The sequence below is a fragment of the Micromonospora sp. NPDC005305 genome, from assembly GCF_040607315.1.
Classification (GTDB): Bacteria; Actinomycetota; Actinomycetes; order Mycobacteriales; family Micromonosporaceae; genus Micromonospora.
This window is the reverse complement of sequence record NZ_JBEXGL010000019.1, coordinates 24,685-42,592: the sequence shown is the minus strand read 5'-3', so window position 1 is coordinate 42,592 and position 17,908 is coordinate 24,685. Positions and strand designations below refer to the sequence as shown.

Genomic DNA, 17,908 nt, shown 5'->3' with positions numbered 1-17,908 from the left:
AGGATTAACGGCTGCGGCGGCGGGGCATCTGGGCCGCCATGGACGAACAGCTCACGCCGGGGGACCGCCGTCGCGCCCCGGCCACCGCAGCCCCCGGGAGCGCGTCATGAGCACCGACGTGCGGACCGGCACCGTACGGACCAACGTCCCGGCCCGCCTGGACCGGCTGCCGTGGTCCCGCTGGCACTGGATGATCGTGATCGGCCTCGGCACGGTGTGGATCCTCGACGGCCTCGAGGTGACCATCGTCGGCAACCTGTCCGGCAAGCTCGCCGAGCCGGGCAGCGGCCTGAGCATCACCCAGAGCCAGGTCACCGGCCTGGCCGCCGCGCTCTACGTGGCCGGCGCCTGCACCGGCGCGCTCTTCTTCGGCTGGCTCACCGACCGGTTCGGGCGCAAGAAGCTGTTCCTGCTGACCCTCGGGCTCTACCTGGTCGCCACCGCCCTGACCGCGCTGTCCTTCGACACCTGGTGGTTCTTCCTGTTCCGGTTCCTCACCGGCATGGGCATCGGCGGCGAGTACGCGGCCATCAACTCGGCGATCGACGAGCTGATCCCGGCGCGGCATCGCGGCCGGATCGACATCATCATCAACGGCACCTTCTGGCTCGGCGCGGCCCTCGGCGCGCTGCTCACCGTGCCGCTGCTCAACGGCCTGCCGACCAACCTCGGCTGGCGGGTGGCGTTCGGGCTGGGCGCCGTGCTCGGCGTGGTGATCCTGCTGGTCCGGCGGCACGTCCCGGAGAGCCCACGGTGGCTGTTCATCCACGGTCGGGCCGACGAGGCGAACCATCTCGTCGAGTCGGTCGAGGCCGAGGTGAAGCGTGAGACCGGCAAGGACCTCACCGAGGCGGACAACTGGATCGAGGTCAAGCAGCGCAAGAGCACCAACTTCCTGGAGATCGCCAGGACCCTGTTCGCCCGCTACCCGAAGCGCGCCACCCTCGGCTTCTCGCTCTTCATCGGGCAGGCGTTCCTCTACAACGCGATCACCTTCGGTTTCGCCCAGATCCTGCAGACGTTCTTCGACGTCCCGCCGGGCAACAGCGGCTACTACTTCGCGGTGATCGCGGTCGGCAACCTGCTCGGTCCGCTGCTGCTGGGCAAGCTCTTCGACACCGTCGGCCGGGTGCCGATGATCGCCGGCTCGTACATCGGCTCGGGCGTGCTGCTGCTCGGCACCGCCTGGCTGTTCCACTCGGGCGTGCTGAACGCGGTCAGCATGACCGCCTGCTGGTGCGTGGTGCTGTTCTTCGCCTCGGCCGGCGCCAGCGCCGCGTACCTGACGGTCAGCGAGATCTTCCCGATGGAGACCCGGGCCATGGCCATCGCGTTCTTCTACGCGATCGGCACCGCCGCCGGTGGCATCACCGGCCCGCTGCTCTTCGCCAAGCTGGTCGGCACCGGCAAGGTCGGCGACACGGTGGTCGCCTTCGTCGTCGGCGCCGCCGTCATGATCATCGGTGGCCTGGTGGAGCTGACCCTCGGCGTCAAGGCCGAGGGGAAGTCCCTGGAGGAACTGGCCACCCCGCTCAGCGCCGAGCACGCCGGCGTCCCGTCGCAGCGCGGCGCCGGCACCCCGGCCCCGGCCAGCGGCGCCGCCGCCGGCTGACGACCGCCGCTCCCCCCGGCACCGCCCCCGCCCGTCCAGGCCGGGGGCGGTGCTGCTTCGTCCACGGGTACGCGGAGGGCGATCGGTTTGTCGATGACCGTTCCGGTCCGGTAGGAAGCTCGCATGCTGAGGGGCAAGACGGTCGGGCTCAGGGCCCGGCACGAGGACGACATCCCGACCTTGCGAACCGAGCTCTACGACGACGTGGTCAACTCATCCCGGGCCGAAGGCGGGCCGTGGCGGCCGATCACGCCCGGCTCGAAAGACCCGCGGCTCGTGGTGGACGACCAGGAGCAGGGGAGCGTCCCGTTCTCCGTGGTGGAGCTGGACGGCGGCACGCTGGTCGGCACCGCCACCCTGTGGGGTATCGACAACCACAACCGGTCCGCGCAAATCGGTCTGGGACTGCTCCCGTCCGCGCGAGGGAAGGGCTACGGCACCGACGTGGTGGCGGTGCTGTGCCACTACGGATTCGTCGTGCGCGGCCTCCAGCGGCTGCAGATCGAGACGTTGGCGGACAACGCCGCGATGCTGCGCTCCGCCGAGCGCAACGGCTTCGTCCGCGAGGGCGTGCTGCGCTCCTCGGCCTGGGTGCTGGGCGAGTTCCTCGACGAGGTGCTGCTCGGGCTCCTCGCGCGGGACTGGAAGCCGGATGTGAGGGCGTAGCCGGCCTTCGACAACAGCCGACGGGGCCTCAGCTCTCACACGTATTCGCGCCAGAAGGAAACGGTCACCCTGGGCTCTCGGAACTCGTGATCGATGTAGTGGGCGAGGTCGTGGCCGTACACGATGGTGTCGCTCAGTCCGTGGATGGAGAGCACGGGATGCCCGGACGAGCCGCGGCCGGCCGGCAGGTAGCGGTGGCCGTACACGGGAACCATCCGGGGGACGGCGGCGAGAAGCCGCTTCGCCTTGGCCATGCGCCGGTCAAGGTCGTGAGGGCGACGGCTCCACCCGGGCGGCCACTCGCCGTGCCGGATGCCGTCGAGCGCGGTGGCGAGCGGCCTCGATACCCAGCGCGCCACCGGAATCATTCATCACCGGCGAAGCGTAGTGACGGTGTAGTTGTCAGGCCTGTGTGTCGTCCTCGGTGGGGCGGGGCTGGCGGTACTCCTTGATCCAGCGCTCGACGTCGTCGGCAAGCCACACCTTCATGCCGCGCAGTTCCTGGTAGGGCTTCGGGAAGGTGGGATATCTGGCGAGCTGCTGGAACCGCTGCCGTGACACGCCTAGGCGCTGGGCAATCTCGTAGGGCCCCATGAGCTGCCCCGGCCCTCGGTCCATGGCCTGAACCTAGGTCGATGGCTGCTAGTCTAATGGACATTGCCAGTTGACTAACCGGTCGGCTGACCGGCATCGTGGTGGTATGCCGCGAAAGACCTGTTCGACCCATGACTGATCACGGGCCCGTTCAGCCGATATGGACCTGCGCGGGGTGCAGCCTGCCCTGGCCGTGTCCCACGCGCCGCCGGCAACTCCTCGCCGAGTACGAGGGCGCCCCGGTGTCCCTCTCCCTCTACATGGCCTCGCACCTGCTGTCCGCCACTCAGGACATGGGCTGGGCTCCGGCCGGCCCACTCCATCGTCGCTTCCTCGGCTGGTTGCCGTGAGCGTGCTCAAGCCGGGTGACGAGAAGTTCCACTACTCCGACAACTCGCACAGGTGGATACCACCGGACCCGGACTTCCCGCAGGAGGTCTGGGACGAGATGGTCCGGCAGCACAAGGAGCGGCACCTCAGACCAGCGCGGCGGCCAGGCATCGCCCGTCGTTCGATCTGACCGGGATGCCGCCTCAGGGGAGCACGCAGGGCTCGCGCCAGGCGTCCAGGGTGCGGTCCTTGAGGATCGAGGCGAAGCCGTAGCCGACCGTGGTGACGCAGAACTCGGCCGGGTCGCCGGTGTATTCCACGTGGAAGACCGGCTTGTCCTCGTCGACGAACGGCAGCAGCTTGTCGCACCCGCCTCGCCGGACGCACTCCTGGTTGACCGCGAAGTCGAAGTCGGGGGCGAGCGCCGCCACCTGCGGCAGGTCGTCGACCAGCCCGGGGGAGAGGTCCAGCCGCCGGGCCAGTGCGGCCAGCCGGCGGTTGAACAGCAGTTGGTCGTCGAAGGTGAGCGGGAAGCCGGGGCGGTGCAGGTAGCCGTCGGCGTCGTCGAGCGCCATCGCGCCGAAGCCCTTGCCCCGGCAGAGCCGCAACCGGTCGGCCAGCACGGGCTCCAGCGAGTCCCACCGGCGGACGTCCAGCCAGTGGCTGCCCGGCCGGCCCGGGACCGCCGCCCCACGTACCGCCGCCGGGAAGCGGCTGGCGTCCGGGTCACCGGTCGCGTAGGTGCCGGCCCGGACGTGGCACACCAGGCGGCGATGGCGGGCGCGCAGCGCGCCGGTCTCGGCGGAGGTGGTCCGCACCGGGTCGAGCAGGAAGACGTCGGCCTCGACGGTCACGTCGACCGGGCCGGTGAGCTGCCACTGCCACTGCCACTGCCGGGCCTGCGCGGCCGGCCACGGGGTGGGCGCGCCGGGCGGGACGACCGGCTGCCGACAGGCCGCGGCCGGGGCGAGCAGCAGCGCCGTCAGCACCAGCGCGACGCCCCGGCGCGGCCCGCGTCGGCGGACGCGGACCGGCCGGGGCGGCACGGCCCACGCCGGCCGGATCCGCATCGACAGCTCCCGGGTCGCGGGCGGCACCCCGCCCCCTGCCGGTACGTCTCCGGCGGCCCCGGTGTGCCGGCCACGCGGGCCGGCACGGCTCAGGCGTCCCCGGCGTACCTCACCCGGTCAACGAGCGCGGGCCCGGTCACGACGCGCCGGTCAGCGCGGCGTGCCGAAGTCCTGCGTCCAGTACGGCCCGTTGCTCCGCGCCACGCCCACGCCGATCTCGGTGAACGAGCAGTTCAGGATGTTGGCCCGGTGCCCCGGGGAGTTCATCCAGGCGTCCATGACCGCGGCGGGGCTCTGCTGGTTCCAGGCGACGTTCTCGCCGTAGGACCGCCAGGCGTAGCCGACCCGGTCGAGCCGGTCGCCCACGTCGCTGCCGTCGCTGCCGTCGTGCGACATCTTCTTGTTGTCGGCCTGGTCCTGGCTGTGCCGCTGGGCGGCGAGCGTCAGCTTGTCGTCGACGGCCAGCGCCTTGCAGCCGGCCTTGGCCCGCTCCTGGTTGACCAGGTCGACGACCTCCCGCAGCTCCGCGGTGAGCCCCTTGGTCGAGGTCGCCGTGGCGCCCGTGCTGCTCGGCGCGGCGCTCCGCGGCAGCTGTCGGGACGGGGCCGTGGTCCGGCTCGGCTTCGGGGTCGGCTTCTTCGTCGGGGTCGGCCGGGCGCTGGTCGGCGCGGCGCTCGGGCTGGTCGACTCCGGCGCGAGCGCGTCACCCGGGTCCGCCTCGGTGCCGTCGGACGCGAGCGGGGCGGCGGCAACCGGGGCGTCGGCGGCGGTCCGCTCGGTCGGCTGGTCGTCACCGGGCAGCACCAGGGCGCCCACGCCGAGGCTCACCACGAGCGTCGCCGCGGCGGCGGCCCCACCGATCAGGAGGGGACGCGGCAGGCGGCGCCGCTGCCGGTGACGGCCGTTGTCCTCGGCCTCGGTGCCCGGCTGCCAGGAGCCCGTCGACCGCCCCTCGTGGGCGGACGGCTGCCACGCGGCGGGCTGCTCGTCGGCGGCCGGCTGCCAGGCGGCGGTGTGCTGCTCCTCGGGGTGCCAGCCGCCGGCCCGCTCGTAGGGGGACATCGGTGCGCCCGGGTGGGCCGCCGGGCCGTACGCCGCTGGCTCGGCGGCCGGGTGGTACCCGGTCCGGTCGGCGTCGGCGTACCGCCCGGCGTCGGCCCACCCGTGCGTCCCGGCGTCGGCCGTGGGGAGGTGGCCGGTGCGCTCGGGCGTGGGGTCGTCCCGCCACGGGGTGGCCGGGGCGTCGGCCTGCCAGGCGCCGGTCGGCGCCTCGGTCCGGTCCGGGCCGGGCTGCCCCGGCTCGTCCCCGAAGAGGTAGGACGACCGCGGCTCGGGCCGGTCGGTGAGCCAGGCCGGCCCTTCGTCGGTCGGTGGCTCGGGGCGTCGGGAGACGCCATCCGGGTCGATCGGGTCGGTCCAGCGGTACACGCCTGTCCCCTCCACGGGTCGGTTGCGGGCCGCAGTGACGCTACGGGCGCGGTGCGAGCTGCGGCAACGTGGCTAAGAAAGAGTTAAGGGGAACCCGACAGCAAGGGTGAGGCGTTCACACATTCCCGGGCGTACAGTAAAGGCGTCCGGACAGAGCGTGTCCGCGCCTTGTGGCAACCCCCCGACAAGTGGATCGGTGGACGTGGAGATGATCTACGGCCTGCGGGAACTTGACGAAGGAGGGGGGTTCGGCTCAATATATAGGTGTCGCCAGTCGCGCCCAGCCATGCCCGGATTTCGCGGGGATGGCAGCCGCGAACATCATGGGCGCGCGTTGGCCGGCCTTTCCGGCAGCGCATATCAAGGAGTCAGCATGGCGAAGGCCCTCTACGGCCACGTAGGTGCAGCGCCCGACCGGCGTCTGCTCGACGAGGTCACCCGACTGCGTGCCAGGGTTCAGGCACTGGAGTTCGAGATCACGCGTCTGCGTGCCGACAACGATCGGCTTGCGGCGGCTGCGGCGGAGGCGGATGACCTCCTCCGACTGGCCGAGCCCGCGCTGACCTGATCTCCGGTCGTCGGAAAACTGAATCGCACCACACAGAAAACGCGCGCCGACACTTCAGTGCCGGCGCGCAGCTTTTTGTTTTCCGGGCCTCATTCCGCGATCTTGCTGGCCGGCCCCGGAATTGCGTCCCGCAATTATGATCTTGCACTTTTCCGTGGCGTACGCCACACCGCCGGAATCCGGACACCTCCGGCACCGGGTGGGTCGCGTACCAGGCTCTCCCCGGCCGCGGGTTAGTCTGCGGGTTCGCCAGGTCCGCGCAGCCGGCGACGGTACGGCGGCCACCGGACGAGGATCGAGAAGGTGCATCTCAAGAGCCTGACGGTGAAGGGCTTCAAGTCCTTCGCCTCCGCGACGACGCTGAAGCTGGAGCCGGGGATCACCTGCGTGGTCGGCCCGAACGGCTCCGGCAAGTCCAACGTCGTCGACGCCATCGCCTGGGTCCTCGGCGAGCAGGGCGCCAAGGCGCTGCGCGGCGGCAAGATGGAGGACGTCATCTTCGCCGGCACCGCCGGGCGGGCGCCGCTGGGCCGGGCCGAGGTCACCCTCACCATCGACAACACCGACGGCGCGCTGCCGATCGAGTACACCGAGGTCTCCATCACCCGCCGGATGTTCCGCTCCGGCGAGAGCGAGTACGAGATCAACGGCGACTCGTGCCGGCTGCTGGACATCCAGGAGCTGCTCTCGGACTCCGGCATCGGCCGGGAGATGCACATCATCGTCGGGCAGGGCCGGCTCGACGGCATGCTGCACGCCAAGCCGGAGGACCGGCGGGCGTTCATCGAGGAGGCGGCCGGCGTCCTCAAGCACCGCAAGCGCAAGGAGAAGGCGCTGCGGAAGCTCGACGCGATGCAGACCAACCTCAACCGGCTCACCGACCTCACCGCCGAGCTGCGCCGCCAGCTCAAGCCGCTGGGCCGGCAGGCCGAGGTGGCCCGCCGGGCCGCCGCCATCCAGGCCAACCTGCGCGACGCCCGGCTGCGGCTGCTCGCCGACGACCTGCACACCCTGCGCACCACCCTGGACCGGGAGATCGCCGACGAGACCGCGCTGCGCGAGCGGCGCGAGCAGATCGAGGGCGAGCACGGTGAGGTGCAGGCCCGCCTCGGCGAGCTGGAGGCGGCGCTGGCCGAGGACGCCCCGCTGCTCGCCGCGGCCCAGGACACCTGGTACAAGCTGTCCGCGCTCCAGGAGCGGTTCCGCTCGATCGAGCAGCTCGCCCGGGAACGGCTGCGGCACCTCAGCGCCTCCGGGGACGACGAGCGCCCCGGCCGCGACCCGGAGCAGCTGGAGGCCGAGTCCCGGCGGGTCCGCGAGCAGGAGGAGGAGCTGCGGGCGGCGCTCACCGACGACCAGATCCGGCTCGCCGAGGCGGTCGAGCACCGGCAGGAACTGGAGCGGCAACTCGCCGCCGCCGAGCGGGAACTGGTCGCCGCCGCCAAGGCCATCGCCGACCGGCGCGAGGGCCTGGCCCGGCTGACCGGCCAGGTCAACTCCGCGCGGGCCCGGACCACCAGCGCCGGCGAGGAGATCGAACGGCTCGCCGCCGCGCACACCGACGCCCTGGCCCGCGCCGAGAAGGCCCAGGGCGAACTCGACGCGGTCGCCGAACAGTCCACCGAGGCCGACCGGGACAACGCCGACCTGGACGCCCGGCACGCCGAGGCGGTCGCCGTGCACGAGCAGGCCCAGGCCGCCGTGCGCAGCCTCGCCGACGCCGAGCGGGCCGCCGAGAAGGACGCGGCGACCTGGAAGGCCCGCGAGGAGGCGCTCGCCCTCGGCCTGCGCCGCAAGGACGGCGCGGGCGCCCTGCTGGCCCGCGCCGACCAGGTGCCCGGCCTGCTCGGCAGCCTGGCCGGGCTGCTCACCGTGGCCCCGGGCAACGAGGCGGCGCTCGCCGCCGCGCTCGGCGGGCTCGCCGACGCGGTCGCGGTCAGCGGCGTGGACGAGGCCGTCGAGGCCATGCGGCTGCTCAAGATCTCCGACGCCGGCCGTGCCGGCCTGCTGGTCGGCAGCCCCGCCGGCCCCGGCATGGCCGGCTCCGCCGACGCGCTGCGCCCGAAGCTGCCCGACGGCGCCCGCTGGGCCCCCGACCTCGTGGAGTGCTCCGCCGAGATCCGCCCGGCGGTGCACCGGGCGCTGCGCGACGTGGTGCTGGTCGACGACCTGGCCGCCGCCGCCGAGCTGGTCGCCGGCAACCCGGAGCTGCGCGCGGTCACCCCCGACGGCGACGTGGTCGGGGCGTACGCGGCGGCCGGCGGGTCGGCCAAGGCGCCCAGCTACATCGAGGTGCAGGCCGCCGTCGAGGAGGCCCGGACCAACCGGGCCACCGCCGAGCGGACCAGCGCCGAGCTGCGCGAGCAACTGATCGAGGCGCGCGCCGAGGTGGCCGCCGCCAAGGAGGCCGTACAGCACGCCGCCGCCGCCAAGCGGGAGGCCGAGAGCCACCGCAACGCCGCCGCCCGCCGCCTCGCCGAGCTGGGCGCGGCCGCCCGGTCGGCAAAGGCGGAGACCGACCGGCTCGGCGAGTCCCGCGCCCGCGCCGAGGCGGCCCGGGAACGCGACCTGGCGGCCCTCGCCGAGCTGGAGGAACGGCTCCGGCTGGCCGAGGCCACCCCGCTCGACGCCGAACCGTCCACCGAGGAACGCGACCAGCTCGCCGCCATGGTGCCGCAGGCCCGGCAGAACGAGATGGAGGTCCGCCTCGCCGTGCGTACCGCCGAGGAGCGGGTCTCCTCGATCGCCGGCCGGGCCGACTCGCTCGCCCGGCTGGCGACCGCCGAGCGGGCCGCGCGGGAGCGCGCGGCCGCCCGGCGCGCGGCCCGCACCCGCGGCGCGGAGATCGCCCGGGCCGTGGTCGGCGGCGCCCGCGAGGCGCTCACCCGGCTCACCGTCTCGATCGCCCGGGCCGAGGAGCACCGCGACGAGGTGGCCCGCGAGCGCGCCGCCCGCGAGGCCGAGCTGTCCGAGGTACGCGGCGCGGCGAAGCGGCTCGGCGCCGAGCTGGAGCGGCTGACCAGCCAGGTGCACCGGGACGAGGTGGCCCGCGCCGAGCAGCGGCTGCGCATCGAGCAGTTGGAGGCGAAGGCCGCCGAGGACTTCGGCCTCGACGTGGCCACCCTGGTCGCCGAGTACGGCCCCGACCAGCTCGTCCCGCCCACCGATGCGGACCTCGCGGCGGCGGAGAAGGAGGGCACGCCGGTGCCCGAGCCGGTCCGCTACGAGCGGCCGGTGCAGGAGAAGCGTGCCGCCAAGGCGGAGCGGGAGTTGGCCCTGCTCGGCAAGGTCAACCCGTTGGCGCTGGAGGAGTTCGCCGCGCTGGAGGAACGCTTCAAGTTCCTCTCCGAGCAGCTGGAGGACCTCAAGGCCACCCGCCGGGACCTGCTCACCGTGGTCAAGGACGTCGACGACCGCATCCTGGAGGTCTTCGCCAGCGCGTTCGAGGACACGGCGCGGGAGTTCGAGCAGGTGTTCACGGTGCTCTTCCCGGGCGGCGAGGGTCGGCTGGTGCTCACCGACCCGGAGGACCTGCTCACCACCGGCGTCGAGGTCGAGGCCCGGCCGCCCGGCAAGAAGATCAAGCGGCTCTCGCTGCTGTCCGGCGGCGAGCGGTCGCTGACCGCGGTGGCCATGCTTGTGGCGATCTTCCGCGCGCGGCCCAGTCCGTTCTACATCATGGACGAGGTGGAGGCGGCCCTCGACGACGTCAACCTGGGCCGCCTGATCACGCTGCTGGCCCAGCTCCGCGAGAAGAGCCAGCTCATCGTGATCACCCACCAGAAACGCACCATGGAGATCGCCGACGCGCTCTACGGCGTGACCATGCGCAGCGGGGTCACCCAGGTGATCAGCCAGCGGCTCAACCGGGCCGACGACGAGGGGTAGGGGAACAGCGAGTGAGTCGGGAACGCGCCACGGCGCTCCTGGTCGATTTCGACGGCGTGCTGCGCCGCTGGGACCCGGCGGTCGCCGCCCGGGTCGAGCGGGAGTACGGGCTGACCGAGGGCGTCCTCGGCGAGATCGCCATGTCCTGGGGGCTGCTCCAGCCGGTGCTCACCGGCAAGGTGAGCCACGCCGAGTGGATGACCAGCGTGGCCGACGCGCTCACCCCCTCGGTCGGCGACCCGGGGCGGGCCCGGGCCGCGGTGGACGCGTGGCAGAGCTACCGGGGCGAGGTCGACCCCGAGGTGCTCGGCTTCATCCGGGAGGTGCGGGCGGCCGGCGTGCGGGTGGGGCTGGGCACCAACGCCACCGACGTGCTCGACGCCGACCTGGCCGCGCTGGACCTGACCGACGAGCTGGACGTCGTGGTCAACTCCTCGGTGGTCGGGGTGCACAAGCCGGCGAAGGAATACTTCCAGGCGGCCTGCGAGGCGCTGGGGACGCCGCCGGCGCGGGTGCTGTTCGTCGACGACGAGGACCGGGCGGTGGCCGGCGCGCGCGTGGCCGGGCTCTCCGCCCACCGCTGGAGCGGCCCGGCCGACCTGCGCTACATCCGGGCGGCGCTGGCGTTCTGAGCCGGTCCGGCCGGATCAGCACAGGCCCGGGACCCGGGTGACCGTGAAGGGCGGGCTGGGCGCCGCGGCGTTGAGTTGACTGTTCACCCAGAGCAGCCGGTCACCGTCCCGGGCGATGGTGGTCGGTGACTCGGCCAGGCCGACCGACGGTGACTGCCGTACCACCCGCGCGGTCCGCCGGTCGGCGTCGAGCCGCGCCAGGTTCACCGCGAAGCGCCAGCCACCCGTGCCGTCGGGGGCGTTCACCACCCCGTACAGCCGGTCCCCGTCGAGCAGCAGACCGTCGGCGCCCAGTTGGCCCCCGGTGACGTCGACCGGTGCGGCGGTCCGCCCGGCCAGGTCCACCCGCCACAGCCGCTCGGTGCCGGGCTCCCCGGTGCCCTGGTCGGCGACCAGCGCGAGCCGGCCGTCACCGGTGACGACGATCCCGTTCAGGAAGCCGGGCGCGGCCGGGAAGTCGGCGGCGGTCAGCCACGGAACCAGGTCACCGACCCGCCCGCCGGCGAGCGACGCCCGCCAGACCGTGCCGGTGGCGGAGTCGGTGACGTAGACGGCGTCGGCGGTGACCGCCAGGTCGTTGAGGGCGGCGCCGGCGGCGTCCCGCCGGCCCAGCAGCGTGCCGTCCAGGGCGTGCACGAACAGGGCGCCGGTGTCCCAGCCGGCCACGAAGATTCGGCCCTGCCGGTCCAGGTGCACGCCGGCGGCCGCGCTCCGTCCGTCCCCGCCGGCCGGCAGGAACGGGCGCAGTTCCGCGGGGGCGGTGTGGCCGCGGTAGACGGCGCCGGTGCTGACGCTGGTGACGTACATGGTGCCGTCGGGTGCGACCGCGATGCCCTCGGGCCGGACCTCCGAGTCCCGGGACACGAGGTAGGTGTCGGGGTGGGGCGCCGCGGCGACGGCCGGGCCGGGCACGGTGGCGGCCAGCACGGCCAGACCGGCGGTGGTGGTGGCGAGCAGTTTTCTCATGGCCCGAGCGTCACCGGAGCGGCGGGACGCCGGCAGGCCCTTTCAACCGTGGCCGAAAGGGCACGGCGGCCGGGCGGCCGGCGGCGGCCCGCCGTACTACCGTCGGCCCCGTGGTGACGCTGCGCCTGACCGCGACGGACCTCAGCCGTACCGTGTTGCGCTCCGCCCCGTCGGCGCTGCTGGAACTCGGGGCGGCCGGGCAGCGCGTCCTCCAGCCCGGGCTGCCGGCGCACCTGGCCGCCTGGCGGGCCCGGACCCGGGCCGCACTGACCGCGCCCATGCGCCCCTACCTGGACCTGTGCCGGCGGTCGGACTGGTTCCCCGACTTCCTCACCCCGCCCGGTCTCGGTAGCGACCTGTCCGAGGCGCTCGCCGGGGTCGACAGCACCCCGACCGAGGTCCTCGCCGGCGAGCTGCGCCCCCGGATCGAGGCGGGCGACCTGCCGGCCCGCGTCGGGCCGCTCGCCGCCGGTGATCCCGCGGCGCGGCGACTCCTGCGGGAGGCCATGGTGGCGTTCCACGCGGTCGCGGTGGGCCCCTACTGGCGGACCGTCGTCGCGGCGGTGCACGCCGACCGGGCGGTGCGTGGCCGCGCCCTGGCCGACGCCGGGATCGACCGGGTGCTGCGCGACCTCAGCCCGCACCTGCGCTTCGCGCCGACCGGCCGGTCCTACGAGCTGTCGTACGAGTGCGCCTTCGGCGCCGGGGTGGTGCTCTCGCCGGATGGCCGGGGCGTGACGCTGGTGCCCTCGTACTTCGTGCCGCAGCCCGTGGTGCTGGACGACCCGACCGGCCCGATGGTGCTGGCGTACCCGATCCGGCCGACCCGGCGGGAGCTGACCACCGGCACCCCGTTGGCGGACCTGCTGGGGCGGACCCGGGCGGCCGTGCTGGCGGCGGCGGCCGACACGCCGACCACGTCGCAGCTGGCCCGGGTGGTCGGCGTGTCGGTCGCGTCGGCCAGCCAGCACGCGGCGACCCTGCGGGCGGCCGGCCTGGTCACCAGCCACCGGGCCGGTCCGGCGGTGCGGCACGCGCTCACCCCGCTCGGGGAGCAGTTGTTGCGGGCCGGTGCCCCGGTGGCGGTCAGTCGCCGGTGACGCCGTCGATGCGCTCGCGGATCAGGTCGGCGTGGCCGTTGTGCCGGGCGTACTCCTCGATCATGTGCACGTAGACCCAGCGGAGGTTCATGTCGTCGGCGGTGCCGTCGCGGCGGGGCCGCCGGAAGGTGTGGTCCAGCGACAGGCCGGCGGCGGCCTTCCGGGCCGCCTCCACCTCGGCGCGGAGGGTGGCGAAGGCCTCCGCCGGGTCGGCGTCGGCGACGGCGTTCAAATCCGCGTCCGGGTCCTCGTCGCCGTCGTAGAGGCCGGGGATGTCCTCCCCGGCGGCGCGGATGCGGAACCACCAGCGCTCCACGTCGGCCATGTGCCGGACCAGCCCCAGCAGGGTCAGGGTCGACGGCTCGACGCTCGCCGTCCGCAACTGCTCGGCGGTCAGGCCGGCGCACTTGTGCAGCAGCGTGTCGCGGTGGTAGTCGAGCCAGCCTTCGAGCATGGTGCGCTCGTCACCGACGTAGGGCTCGGTCTTGCGGTCGATCTCAGGTGCTCTCCAGGTCATGCGGGCATGTTAGGAGGGGCCCCCTTCACCTCGCGAGGCGTTAAGCGGGGGCCCTTCCTTACTTCAGGGCACCACCACGACCGGCCAGCGGCCGGTGCGGACCAGCCGGGTGGCCACCGAGCCGACCAGCTTGTGGCCGGCCTGCTCGGAGGACCCGACCACGACCAGGTCGGCGCGCTGCTCGTCGGCCGCCTTGGCCAGTTCGGCGTACGCGTCGCCGCGCCGGCACAGGAAGGTCACCGGCAGGCCCAGTTCCTCGGCGCCGCGCCGGCACTCCTCGCGCAGCTCGGCGGCCAGCTCGTCCTGGGTCTGCTGAACCGCCCCGGCCACCACACCGGACATGATCGCGGTGTACGGCGACGGCGAGCTGACGAAGACCACCACCAGCCCGGCGCCCTGCCGGCGGGCCAGGCCGGCCGCGTACGAGGCGGCGCGCAGCGAGGTGCGGCTGCCGTCGACGCCGACCAGCACCACCCGGGGCCCGTCCGTGCCGCGTTCGAACGGCAGCGGCCGGGCCTCCGGGCCGTACTTCTCACGCTCGGGGGCGTCCATCGGGTCAGTCCCGTCCGCCCGTGCGAACCACCGCGGCGCCACCGCCGGCCGCGACGGTCGACTCCCGCTCGACCTCGGTGGAGATCGCGTCGCTGTTGGTGCGGCGCAGCGGCACCTCCTTGATGAACACCACCGCGATCAGCGCGATCAGCCCGAACGGGGCGGCGGCCAGGAAGATGTCCCCGGCGCCGTGCCCGTACGCGGCCTCGACGACCGCGCGGATCGGGGCGGGCAGGGTGTGCACATTCGGCAGGGTACCGCCGCTGCCGGAGCTGGACGCCGGGATGCCGAGCCCGGCGAGCCCCTCGGCGAGGTAGTCCTTGACCTTGTGGCCGAGGATCGCGCCGAGCGCGCTCACGCCGATGGCGCCGCCCAGGCTGCGGAAGAAGGCGACCACCGAGCTGGCCGCGCCGAGCTCGTGCGGGCCGACGGTGTTCTGCACGGCGAGGACCAGGTTCTGCATGGTCATGCCCAGGCCGAGGCCGATCAGCGCCATGAAGACGGCGAGCCGCCAGTACGGGGTGTCCGCCCGCATGGTGCCCATCAGCGCGAAGCCGGCGGTGAGCAGCGCCGAGCCGGCGACCAGGTAGCGCTTCCAGCGGCCGGTGTTGGTGATGATGCGGCCGACCACGGTGGAGGCGACCAGCAGGCCGAGGATCATCGGCAGCGTCATGAGGCCGGACATCGTCGGGCTCTCGCCGCGGCTGATCTGGAAGTACTGGCCGAGGAAGACGGAGGCGCCGAACATGCCGACGCCGACCGCGATGCTGGCGACCACCGCGAGGGTGATGGTGCGGTTGCGGAACAGGCGCGGCGGGATCATCGGCTCGGCGGCCCGGTTCTCCACCCGGAGGGCGAGCGCGCCGAGCAGCACGGCGCCGGCCACCATGACGGCGGTCTGCCAGGACAGCCAGACGTACTTGTCGCCGGCCAGGGTGACCCAGATCAGCAGCAGGGAGACGGCCGCGGTGATCAGGGTGGCGCCCCACCAGTCGATCTTCGCCTCCCGCTTGACCACCGGGAGGTGCAGGGTCTTCTGGAGCACGACCAGGGCGAGGGCGGCGAACGGCACGCCCACGTAGAAGCACCAGCGCCAGCCGAGCCAGTCGGTGTCGACGATGACGCCGCCGATCAGCGGGCCGCCGATGGTGCCCACGGCCATGACCGCGCCGAGGTAGCCGCTGTACCGGCCGCGCTCGCGCGGCGTGATCATCGTCGCCATGATCACCTGGGCCAGGGCGGTGAGCCCGCCCGCGCCGATGCCCTGGAGCACCCGGCAGGCGATGAGCTGGCCGGTGGACTGGGAGAGCCCGGCCAGCACCGAGCCCAGCACGAAGATCGTGAGGGCGAGCTGGACCAGGATCTTCTTGCTGGTCAGGTCGGCGAGCTTGCCCCAGATCGGGGTGGTCGCCGTGGTTGCCAGCAGCGTCGAGGTGACCACCCAGGTGTACGCGGACTGGCCGCCGTGCAGCTCGGTGATGATCCGCGGCAGCGCGTTGGAGACGACCGTGGAGGAGAGGATCGCGACGAACATGCCCAGTAGCAGGCCGGAGAGAGCCTCCAGGATCTGCCGGTGGGACATGTCGACGGCGGTCGCCCGGGTGGGCGCTGTCGCCTGCGTCATCGTGGAGTGCCTCCGGAGAAAGACGGGGGAAGAGTTGCTTCGGGCAACCGTATGGCTTGGTTGCCTCAAGCAACAACCGCACGTGGCGTACGTCTTATTCCAGGCGGATCCGGTCAGAAGGTCTCGTTGAACCGGTGCATGAGCCGGGCGAAGTCCTCGACGTCCTGATTCGGCCAGGATTCGAGCGACCGCCTGATCTGTCCGAGTCGCGCCGCCCGCGCCGCGTCGAACCGGCGGGTGCCCTCCTCGGTGAGGCTGAGCTGGGCGGCCCTCCGGTCGGTCGGGTCCGGGTCCCGGCGGACCAGCCCCAGCGCCTCCAGGCCGCCGATCTGCCGGCTCAGCGTGCCCTTGCCGATGCCCAGCTTGACGGCCAGGTCGGTGAGCCGGATCGAGCCGGAACGGCGCAACCAGAGCAGCAGCCCGTAGGCGTTCGGCTCCAGGTTGGGATGGACCTCGCGGGCGATCTCCCAGGACAGCGCGCGCCCACGCCGCAGCAGTGCGGTCAGTTCGTGCTCCACGGCGCGCAGGCTCTCGTCCACGCTGAGAGGGTACTCACACCTCGTCGCTGAGCCGCTGCCGTGCCACCGTGCGCAGGTGCCCGTCGCTGGTGGTGCCCTCGATCACGACCTCGGCCGCCCGGCCCCGGTGGGTGAGTGTCGCCACCGCGTTGCCGAAGTAGGGCCCGGCCAGCTTTCTCCAGCGCACCGGCGGGCGGCGCACCCCGGCCGAGCGGGCCAGCGCGCGGGCCGCGCCGGCCGGCCCCGGGTTCCAGCCGAGCCGCATGAGCGGGCGCATCCCGGCCGGCACCTGGTTGTGGATCGGCGAGCAGGTGAGCTGGTGCACCGGGGTGCGCACGCTCCGGTCGGCGAACCGGGCCCGGGCCACGTACGAGTGGTGCACGTCCCCGGAGAGCACGCTGATCGAGGCCGGCCGCGAGTACGCCGGGCCGGCGCCGACCCGGGCCCCCTCGCGCGGCGCCGTGCCGCTGCCCAGCCGGGCGAACAGCTCGCCGAGCGCCTCGAAGGAGCGCCGGAACGAGGCCCAGTGCTCCAGGTCCCAGGCCCGGCGCATCTGCTCGGCGACCTTCGCCACCCAGGGCCGGCGGGAGTCGGCGAGCCGCTCGTTCCACGCCTCGACGTGGTGGATGCCGGGCGGCAGCAGCCAGGGCAGGGACGCCCCGACCACCAGGTGGTCGTAGACGCCGTGCGCCCGGTCCAGGAACCAGGACCACTCACCCGGCGGCAGCATGGCCCGGCTGCCCCGGTCCAGCACCCGGCTGGAGCGGTTGTCCAGCATGACCAGGCGGGTCCGCCCCAGGTCCAGCGCGTAGCTCCACTGGTACTGCACGGCCCGCCAGCGCTCGGTGTCGTGCGCCACGTCGGCCTCGGAGTCGACCCGATCGCCGAACTCGTGCAGCACGCCCGTGGCGTCCTCGGCCGCGGTCACCTTGGCGTAGACCGGGTCGGCGGCGATCTCGTCCGGGGACAGGTTGCCCAGGTGCTGGTAGACCCAGTAGGAGGCCAGGCCGCTGCGGATGCGCTCCGCCCACCAGGGCTGCGCGCGCATGTCCGCCCGCCACGACGCCGAGGTGTTCCAGTCGTCGATGATCTCGTGGTCGTCGAAGATCATCACGCTCGGCACGGTCGAGAGCAGCCAGCGGATCTCCGGATCGCGCCAGGACTCCAGGTAGAGCTTGGTGTACTCGTCGAAGCTGACCACCTGGGTGGCCGGCGCGCCCTTCGGCCGGCGCCGCCGCCGCTTCAGCAGCCGGCGCACGGTCGGCGAGGTCTCGTCCGCGTAGACCTGGTCGCCGAGGAGCACCAGCAGGTCGGGCAGGGCGTCCGGGTCGGGGGCGGCGATCAGCCGCCGGGCGTACGCGTCCAGCGCGTCCGGGGGCAAGCGGCGGGCGGTGGCGTGCTGGGTGGTCTCCCGGCAGGAGCCGAAGAGCAGGGTCACCGGCTGGTCCCGGTCGTCCGCCGCCCGGGTCCGGATCACGCTGGCCGGGAAGCCGCTGTCCGGCACCGGCCAGGCCACCTGGTCGTCGATGAGCACCTCGTAGGTGGTGCTGCTGTCCGCCGTGAGCCCCGACACCACCACGATCGCGTAGTGGTGGTCGTACGCCGAGAAGGTGGGCGCGCTGCCGGTGGCGCCGTCGGCCGTGCGGACGGTGACCACGGCGGGGGCGCTGGTCTCCACCCAGACGGTGGCCCGCGTGCCGACGACCCGACGCAGCAGCGGGCCGATGAGCAGACGGGAACCGGTCACGGCGTACCTCCGAGGAAGATCATCATTCCTTTCCTACCCGGCCGGCGGTTGCGGCACGCCTTCCAGCCGCGAGCGTACCCGCAGCTCGTTCACGTG

At 73.4% G+C, this 17,908-nt stretch carries 17 protein-coding genes; 7 read left to right on the top strand and 10 right to left on the bottom strand.

Features of this window, described 5'->3' with window-relative positions; genetic code table 11:
* Positions 1-106: 106 nt before the first annotated feature.
* A complete protein-coding gene (locus ABZS80_RS25750) occupies positions 107-1,612 on the top strand; it encodes an MFS transporter (RefSeq protein ID WP_355059727.1) in 1,506 nt (501 codons plus the stop codon).
* Positions 1,613-1,735: 123 nt separating this feature from the next.
* Positions 1,736-2,278 carry a GNAT family protein gene (locus ABZS80_RS25745; protein ID WP_355059725.1) on the top strand — a complete coding sequence of 181 codons (543 nt, stop codon included), beginning with the start codon at positions 1,736-1,738 and terminating at the stop codon, positions 2,276-2,278.
* Between the two features lie 35 nt (positions 2,279-2,313).
* On the opposite strand, the gene ABZS80_RS25740 is transcribed toward ABZS80_RS25745, so the two are convergent.
* Both ABZS80_RS25740 and ABZS80_RS25735 read right to left on the bottom strand, forming a co-directional pair.
* Positions 2,314-2,646: a hypothetical protein gene (locus ABZS80_RS25740; RefSeq protein ID WP_355059723.1), complete on the bottom strand. Its 333-nt coding sequence runs from the start codon at positions 2,644-2,646 to the stop codon at positions 2,314-2,316.
* 34 nt (positions 2,647-2,680) lie between these two features.
* Positions 2,681-2,839, bottom strand: a complete 159-nt coding sequence (locus ABZS80_RS25735) for a DNA-binding protein (RefSeq protein WP_355059721.1) — start codon at positions 2,837-2,839, stop codon at positions 2,681-2,683.
* A gap of 379 nt (positions 2,840-3,218) precedes the next feature.
* On the opposite strand from ABZS80_RS25735, the gene ABZS80_RS25730 reads away from it, so the two are divergent.
* A complete protein-coding gene (locus ABZS80_RS25730) occupies positions 3,219-3,392 on the top strand; it encodes a hypothetical protein (protein ID WP_355059719.1) in 174 nt (57 codons plus the stop codon).
* A gap of 13 nt (positions 3,393-3,405) precedes the next feature.
* Here ABZS80_RS25730 and ABZS80_RS25725 read toward each other — a convergent pair whose 3' ends face one another.
* Positions 3,406-4,272: an endo alpha-1,4 polygalactosaminidase gene (locus ABZS80_RS25725; RefSeq protein ID WP_355059833.1), complete on the bottom strand. Its 867-nt coding sequence runs from the start codon at positions 4,270-4,272 to the stop codon at positions 3,406-3,408.
* 150 nt (positions 4,273-4,422) lie between these two features.
* Positions 4,423-5,700, bottom strand: a complete 1,278-nt coding sequence (locus ABZS80_RS25720; protein ID WP_355059718.1) for a CAP domain-containing protein — start codon at positions 5,698-5,700, stop codon at positions 4,423-4,425.
* A 373-nt stretch (positions 5,701-6,073) separates the two neighbouring features.
* Between ABZS80_RS25720 and ABZS80_RS25715 the strand changes: the two genes are divergently transcribed.
* From ABZS80_RS25715 to ABZS80_RS25705, 3 genes are all read left to right on the top strand, one after another.
* Positions 6,074-6,268 (top strand): hypothetical protein, encoded by a 195-nt coding sequence (locus tag ABZS80_RS25715; RefSeq protein WP_007456482.1) that lies wholly within the window; start codon positions 6,074-6,076, stop codon positions 6,266-6,268.
* Positions 6,269-6,571: 303 nt separating this feature from the next.
* A complete protein-coding gene (gene smc / locus ABZS80_RS25710) occupies positions 6,572-10,156 on the top strand; it encodes a chromosome segregation protein SMC (RefSeq protein WP_355059716.1) in 3,585 nt (1,194 codons plus the stop codon).
* Positions 10,157-10,167: 11 nt separating this feature from the next.
* A complete protein-coding gene (locus ABZS80_RS25705) occupies positions 10,168-10,788 on the top strand; it encodes an HAD-IA family hydrolase (protein WP_151464229.1) in 621 nt (206 codons plus the stop codon).
* Between the two features lie 15 nt (positions 10,789-10,803).
* Here ABZS80_RS25705 and ABZS80_RS25700 read toward each other — a convergent pair whose 3' ends face one another.
* Entirely contained in the window at positions 10,804-11,754 is a 951-nt protein-coding gene (locus ABZS80_RS25700) for a superoxide dismutase (RefSeq protein ID WP_355059714.1), read from the bottom strand.
* Positions 11,755-11,864: 110 nt separating this feature from the next.
* On the opposite strand from ABZS80_RS25700, the gene ABZS80_RS25695 reads away from it, so the two are divergent.
* Complete coding sequence (locus tag ABZS80_RS25695) at positions 11,865-12,854, top strand: transcriptional regulator (protein WP_355059712.1); 990 nt, start codon at positions 11,865-11,867, stop codon at positions 12,852-12,854.
* Here ABZS80_RS25695 and ABZS80_RS25690 read toward each other — a convergent pair.
* The 5 genes from ABZS80_RS25690 to ABZS80_RS25670 form a co-directional block, all read right to left on the bottom strand.
* Positions 12,841-13,371, bottom strand: coding sequence for a DinB family protein (locus ABZS80_RS25690; protein ID WP_355059710.1), 531 nt, complete (start codon positions 13,369-13,371; stop codon positions 12,841-12,843). The two genes, ABZS80_RS25695 and ABZS80_RS25690, sit on opposite strands and share 14 nt — an antisense overlap.
* Positions 13,372-13,434: 63 nt before the next feature.
* Positions 13,435-13,923, bottom strand: coding sequence for a universal stress protein (locus ABZS80_RS25685; RefSeq protein WP_091268745.1), 489 nt, complete (start codon positions 13,921-13,923; stop codon positions 13,435-13,437).
* 4 nt (positions 13,924-13,927) lie between these two features.
* Positions 13,928-15,547 carry an MDR family MFS transporter gene (locus tag ABZS80_RS25680; RefSeq protein ID WP_355059708.1) on the bottom strand — a complete coding sequence of 540 codons (1,620 nt, stop codon included), beginning with the start codon at positions 15,545-15,547 and terminating at the stop codon, positions 13,928-13,930.
* 113 nt (positions 15,548-15,660) lie between these two features.
* Positions 15,661-16,086 carry a MarR family transcriptional regulator gene (locus ABZS80_RS25675; protein WP_355059706.1) on the bottom strand — a complete coding sequence of 142 codons (426 nt, stop codon included), beginning with the start codon at positions 16,084-16,086 and terminating at the stop codon, positions 15,661-15,663.
* A 13-nt stretch (positions 16,087-16,099) separates the two neighbouring features.
* Entirely contained in the window at positions 16,100-17,812 is a 1,713-nt protein-coding gene (locus ABZS80_RS25670; RefSeq protein WP_355059704.1) for an alkaline phosphatase D family protein, read from the bottom strand.
* Positions 17,813-17,908 lie beyond the last annotated feature (96 nt).

Coding starts and splice junctions, on each gene's coding strand:
- ABZS80_RS25700 (WP_355059714.1), bottom strand. CDS start 11,754: ATGAGAAAACTGCTCGCCACCACCACCGCCGGTCTGGCCGTGCTGGCC.
- ABZS80_RS25680 (WP_355059708.1), bottom strand. CDS start 15,547: ATGACGCAGGCGACAGCGCCCACCCGGGCGACCGCCGTCGACATGTCC.
- ABZS80_RS25685 (WP_091268745.1), bottom strand. CDS start 13,923: ATGGACGCCCCCGAGCGTGAGAAGTACGGCCCGGAGGCCCGGCCGCTG.
- ABZS80_RS25690 (WP_355059710.1), bottom strand. CDS start 13,371: ATGACCTGGAGAGCACCTGAGATCGACCGCAAGACCGAGCCCTACGTC.
- ABZS80_RS25745 (WP_355059725.1), top strand. CDS start 1,736: ATGCTGAGGGGCAAGACGGTCGGGCTCAGGGCCCGGCACGAGGACGAC.
- ABZS80_RS25740 (WP_355059723.1), bottom strand. CDS start 2,646: ATGATTCCGGTGGCGCGCTGGGTATCGAGGCCGCTCGCCACCGCGCTC.
- ABZS80_RS25725 (WP_355059833.1), bottom strand. CDS start 4,272: ATGCGGATCCGGCCGGCGTGGGCCGTGCCGCCCCGGCCGGTCCGCGTC.
- ABZS80_RS25715 (WP_007456482.1), top strand. CDS start 6,074: ATGGCGAAGGCCCTCTACGGCCACGTAGGTGCAGCGCCCGACCGGCGT.
- ABZS80_RS25750 (WP_355059727.1), top strand. CDS start 107: ATGAGCACCGACGTGCGGACCGGCACCGTACGGACCAACGTCCCGGCC.